Annotated in this window: 6 protein-coding genes; 2 read left to right on the top strand and 4 right to left on the bottom strand. The window is 74.9% G+C overall.

Annotated features, from left to right (window positions below; all coding sequences use genetic code 11):
- The first annotated feature begins 138 nt into the window (after positions 1-138).
- A complete protein-coding gene (gene trpS / locus ABZ914_RS46915; RefSeq protein ID WP_500201124.1) occupies positions 139-1,224 on the top strand; it encodes a tryptophan--tRNA ligase in 1,086 nt (361 codons plus the stop codon).
- 19 nt (positions 1,225-1,243) lie between these two features.
- On the opposite strand, the gene ABZ914_RS46910 is transcribed toward trpS, so the two are convergent.
- The 4 genes from ABZ914_RS46910 to ABZ914_RS46895 form a co-directional block, all read right to left on the bottom strand.
- Positions 1,244-1,873 (bottom strand): TetR/AcrR family transcriptional regulator, encoded by a 630-nt coding sequence (locus ABZ914_RS46910; protein ID WP_500201123.1) that lies wholly within the window; start codon positions 1,871-1,873, stop codon positions 1,244-1,246.
- Positions 1,873-1,998, bottom strand: coding sequence for a hypothetical protein (locus ABZ914_RS46905; protein ID WP_500201122.1), 126 nt, complete (start codon positions 1,996-1,998; stop codon positions 1,873-1,875). The genes ABZ914_RS46910 and ABZ914_RS46905 overlap by 1 nt, the downstream gene beginning before the upstream one ends.
- A complete protein-coding gene (locus ABZ914_RS46900; RefSeq protein WP_500201121.1) occupies positions 1,995-2,804 on the bottom strand; it encodes a class I SAM-dependent methyltransferase in 810 nt (269 codons plus the stop codon). The genes ABZ914_RS46905 and ABZ914_RS46900 overlap by 4 nt, the downstream gene beginning before the upstream one ends.
- Positions 2,805-2,893: 89 nt before the next feature.
- Positions 2,894-3,769: a LysR family transcriptional regulator gene (locus ABZ914_RS46895; RefSeq protein WP_500201120.1), complete on the bottom strand. Its 876-nt coding sequence runs from the start codon at positions 3,767-3,769 to the stop codon at positions 2,894-2,896.
- Between the two features lie 75 nt (positions 3,770-3,844).
- Between ABZ914_RS46895 and ABZ914_RS46890 the strand changes: the two genes are divergently transcribed.
- Positions 3,845-4,669 (top strand): CTP synthase C-terminal region-related (seleno)protein (locus ABZ914_RS46890; protein ID WP_500201119.1); only part of this gene is annotated, 825 nt, incomplete at its 3' end.

Below are 4,669 nucleotides of genomic sequence, written 5' to 3'. Positions count from 1 at the left end.
GCGCACGGGGTGGCTGTGCGGGCGGCCGTGCTCGGCCGGCCGACACCCACGCACGCCTCGGGCCGTCCGCTGGACGGCCCGCTCTCTTCTCCGCACCCGGGTCCGTCCGGCGGGCCCCGGAACCAGGAGGAGAGACCCATGCAGACCACCGAGACGCCGCAGCCCGCTGAAACGCCCCGGCCAGCTGAAACGCCGCGGGCCACCGACCCATACCGCGACCTCGAAGCGCGCGTCGCCGCCGACCCCGGCGCGTTCCGGATCCTGACCGGCGACCGGCCGACCGGCGCCCTGCACCTCGGCCACTACTTCGGCACCCTCGCCAACCGCGTCCGGCTCCAGCGCGCCGGCGTCGACCTGTTCGTGCTGGTCGCCGACTACCAGGTGCTCACCGACCGCGACGTCGCCGACCGGCTCGGCGAGCACGTCGACGGCCTCGTCGCCGACTACCTCGCCGCGGGCATCGACCCGTCCACCGCGACGATCTTCCGGCACAGCGCCGTGCCCGCGCTGAACCAGCTGATGCTGCCGTTCCTGTCCCTGGTCACGGTCGGCGAGCTGGGCCGCAACCCCACGGTGAAGGACGAGATCGCCGCGTCCAAGCAGTCGTCGGTCAGCGGGCTGATGTTCACCTACCCCGTCCACCAGGCCGCCGACATCCTGTTCTGCAAGTCCAACCTCGTCCCGGTGGGCGCCGACCAGCTCCCGCACCTGGAGGTCACCCGGACGATCGCGCGCCGCTTCAACGACCGGTACGCCCCGGTCTTCCCGGTGCCGGACGCGCTGCTGTCGGCCGCGCCGACCCTGCTCGGCACCGACGGCCGCAAGATGAGCAAGAGCCGCGGGAACGCGATCGCGCTCTCGGCGTCGCCGGACGAGACGGCCCGGCTGATCAAGCGGGCGGTGACCGACGCCGACCGGCACATCGAGTACGCGCCCGACACCCGTCCCGAGGTGTCCAACCTGGTGCTGCTCGCCGCGCTCTGCCAGGAGCGCGACCCCCGCGAGGTCGCCGCGGAGATCGGCGACGGCGGTGGCGCGGCGCTCAAGCGGACGGTGACCGAGTCGGTCAACGAGTTCCTGCGCCCGATCCGCGCCCGCCGCGCCGAGATCATGGCCGACCGCGGCTACCTGCGCCGCGTCCTCGCCGAGGGCAACGCCCGCGCCGCCGCCATCGCCGACCAGACCCTCGACGAGGTCCGCGAGGCCATGTCCATGACCACCTGAAGACTCAGAGGTTTCCCGGCTACTCGGCGGGCTCGCGCGGCTCGATGCCCCTGAGGGCGGTGGCGACCAGGTCGTCCGCCGAGTGTGCGGGGGACGGCTCGGCGATGCCCCGTCCCTGGAACAGCGTCGAGAGCACCGGCTCGTGGCAGGCGCCGACGATCATGGAGGTGACGGCGTCGACGCGGGCGTCGGCGGCGATGCGGCCGAGGCCGCGCTCGGCCTCGAGGTAGCCGCGCAGGCGGTGCCGCCAGTCCCGGTCCGGGTCGCTCAGCCCGGCGAACCGGGCGAGGACCTCGGGCGTCGCGATCAGGCCGGTCAGCGCCGGGACCATCCGGCCGTGCAGGGCCAGGCCGTGGGCGACGTACGCGCGCAGGTTGCCCTCGACCGTCCCGGTGCCCGGCGCGGGCAGGGGCTCCAGGCCGTTCTCGATCGCCGTGGCGTGCGCGCGCAGCGCGAGGGCGATCAGCTCCTCCTTGTCGGCGAAGTGGTTGTAGAGCACCCCGCCCGCGACGCCGGCCTCCTGCGCGATGGCCCGGACGGTCAGCCCCGCCGTCCCGCGCTCGGCGATCATTTGCTCGGCGGTCGCGATCAGGTGCTCGCGCAGGGTCCGGTCGCCGCCGCGCAGCGCGGCCGCCTTTCGAGGTGACATCACCCCGCATCGTAGTGAGCGGGCCGGAAGCCGCGCGCGGCGAGATCGCGGAACGGCGCGAGGTACGCCGCGGCGACCTCGCGTCCCGTCGCCCCGTACCCGTCGAGGGCCACCACCCGTCTCATCGCCGGGCCCGCACGAGCCACGCGGTGCTGCGCAGCCGGACGGCTCCGTCGCGCTCGAACGGGCGCATCGCGTCGGTGATCGCGGCGCGGAGTTCGGGGCCGTCGCCGAGGTTGTGGCGGACGGGGCCCCAGCCGGCGAGGAAGTCCGCGGCGTCGGCGGCGTCCCGCCCCCAGACCTGCTCGGCGTGCACCGTCCGGCAGGTCACGTCGCGGAAACCGGCGGCGCCGAGAATCTCGCGGACGCGGTCCGGGTCGGACAGCGACATCGGGCCGGCGTGTCCGGTCACCGCCGCGGGCCGCGGCGCGATCGCGGCGAAGACGGTGCCGAGGTCGGTCCCGGCGGGGGACGCCATGGCGAGGAAGGAGAGGCGGCCGCCCTCGCGCAGCGCGCGCCGGACGTTGCCGAACGCGGCGACCGGGTCGGCGAAGAACATGACTCCGAACCGGCTCACCGCGGCGTCGAAGGCGGCGTCCGGGAACGGGTGGACCTGCGCGTCGCCCTGCTCGAACTCGGCGTTCCGGACGCCCTCCCGATCGGTGAGCGAGCGGGCGCGGGCGAGCATCGGCGCGGACAGGTCGACGCCGAGCGCCCGCCCGAGCCGGGCCCGCCGCGCGGCGAGCCGGGTGATGTAGCCGTTCCCGCAGCCGAGGTCGAGGACGTGGTCGCGGGGTCCGATCGCGGCGGCCTCCAGCAGGGCGCCGTCGAAGCCGTTGTTGACGGCGTCGTACCGGTCGTGGTGGTCGGCCCAGTGCTCGCCCTCGTAGCCGTTCCACGCCTCGGCCTGGTGGGTGTTGACGACGTCCATTGGAGCCTCCTCGTTGTGAACGCATGTTCATGAACGTATGTTCATAATGAGGGCGCGGTTCGCCGGAGGTCAAGCCCGGATGCGTTCTCTCAGGTCAGCGCGTCGACGAACGCGGCCGTCGCGGGATCGGCGGCGCGCGAATGCAGCAGCTCGGTCCGATGGACGACCCGGGGCGCGCGCACGGGTACCTCCGCGAGCCCCGCGCCGCCCGCCAGGCCCGGAGGGAGGACGGCCAGGCCGTGGCCCGCGGCGACGAGCGCGAGGAGGAACGGCAGATCACCGCCCTCGCAGGTCAGGGACGGCGGGAACCCGTCGCGCGAGCCCGTGGCCTGGCGGAGCGCGGGGAGCGGGACGGCGACGTCCGGGACGTCCAGCCAGAGCGCGTCGACCAGGTCGTTCAGGTCGACGCCGGGACGCGACGCCAGCGGATGCGCGGAGGGCAGCACCAGCACGAGCGGCCGTTCCGCGACGGCGACCGCCGCCAGCGGGACGGTGTCGGCCAGCCGGAGCGGGTCGTTGGGCGCGGCGATCCCGTCGACCAGCCCGATGTCGAGGTCGCCCGCCGCGACCGCCACGTCCACTTCCGCGCGGCCCATCACCCGCACCGCGGCTTCGACGCGCGGGTGGGCGCCGCGCGCGCGGGCCAGCGGCTCCGCGATGTAGGCGGAGGCCAGGGGCGACGCGCCGACGCGCAGCCGGGCCCGCGCCGTCCCGGACATCCGGACGATCTCCGAGCGCGCCGCCTGGAGCCGCAGCAGGATCGGGCCGGCGTGTTCGAGGAGCCGCGCGCCCGCCTCGGTGGTGCCGACGGGCCGCCGGTGCAGCAGCGTGATCTTGAGGTCGTTCTCCAGCGACGCGATCTGCTGCGACACGGCGGCCTGCGTGTACCCGAGCTCGGCCGCGGCGGCGGAGAACGAGCCCGTCCGCACGACGGTGACGAACGTCCGGAGGAGGTGCGGGTCCATCGGATAAGTGTCGCTTATGTTCGCATCGGAAATCATCGTTGGTGCTTAAGCGGGGACCGGCGTCAGGATCGGGGCATGACCTTCACAGCGCGCATCGCCCTCGTCGGGGACCGGTCCCCGAACGTCCGGTCGCACGTCCGGATCCCGCGGCTGCTGGAGGCCGTCCGGGAGCGCGACGGCCTCCTCGCGGAGGCGTACTGGATCCCGACCGACGAGGTCGGCGCCGGGCTGGACGGCTTCGACGGCGTCTGGCTGCTGCCCGGCAGCCCGTACCGCAGCGAGGCGGGCGTCCTCACCGCGATCCGGTCGGCGCGGGAGGGCGGGATCCCGGTGCTCGGGACGTGCGGCGGCTTCCAGCACATGATCCTGGAGTTCGCGCGGAACGTGTGCGGGATCGCCCGCGCCAAGCACGCCGAGAACGCGCAGAACGCCGAGGACGCCGACGCGGGCGACGACGCGGGCGAGGACGCGGTGATCACGCCGCTGGCGTGCTCGCTCGCGGGGCACGAGGGCGAGGTGAACGTGGCGCCCGGCTCGTCCGCCGAGCGGATCATGGGGACGTCGCGCAGCATCGAGCGCTTCAACTGCACGTTCGGGCCGAACCCCGCGTACATCGGGACGCTGGAGGCGAGCGGCCTGCGCTTCACCGGCCACGACGACGAGGGGCAGGTGCGGATCGCCGAGTTGCCCGGCCACCCGTTCTACTTCGCGACGCTGTTCCAGCCGGAGCTGGCGGGGGACGGGAGCCGCCCGCATCCGGTGGTCGCCGCGTTCGTCGCCGCCGCGTGCGCGGCGGTGGGCGGGGGCGCCCCCGGCCGGCCCAGTCGCGCGGGGGGGGGGGGGCGCCCGGGCGGGGGGGGGCCCGCCGGGGGGCTTGGGGGGGGGGTGGGGGGGGTTCCC

Source organism: Spirillospora sp. NPDC046719 (assembly GCF_040645715.1).
Taxonomy (GTDB): Bacteria; Actinomycetota; Actinomycetes; order Streptosporangiales; family Streptosporangiaceae; genus Spirillospora.
This window is presented reverse-complemented; position numbering and strand designations above follow the sequence as displayed.

What these genes read in the sequence shown, in the direction of transcription:
- trpS (WP_500201124.1), top strand. Translation starts at nt 139, where the DNA reads ATGCAGACCACCGAGACGCCGCAGCCCGCTGAAACGCCCCGGCCAGCT.
- ABZ914_RS46910 (WP_500201123.1), bottom strand. Translation starts at nt 1,873, where the DNA reads ATGTCACCTCGAAAGGCGGCCGCGCTGCGCGGCGGCGACCGGACCCTG.
- ABZ914_RS46905 (WP_500201122.1), bottom strand. Translation starts at nt 1,998, where the DNA reads ATGAGACGGGTGGTGGCCCTCGACGGGTACGGGGCGACGGGACGCGAG.
- ABZ914_RS46900 (WP_500201121.1), bottom strand. Translation starts at nt 2,804, where the DNA reads ATGGACGTCGTCAACACCCACCAGGCCGAGGCGTGGAACGGCTACGAG.
- ABZ914_RS46895 (WP_500201120.1), bottom strand. Translation starts at nt 3,769, where the DNA reads ATGGACCCGCACCTCCTCCGGACGTTCGTCACCGTCGTGCGGACGGGC.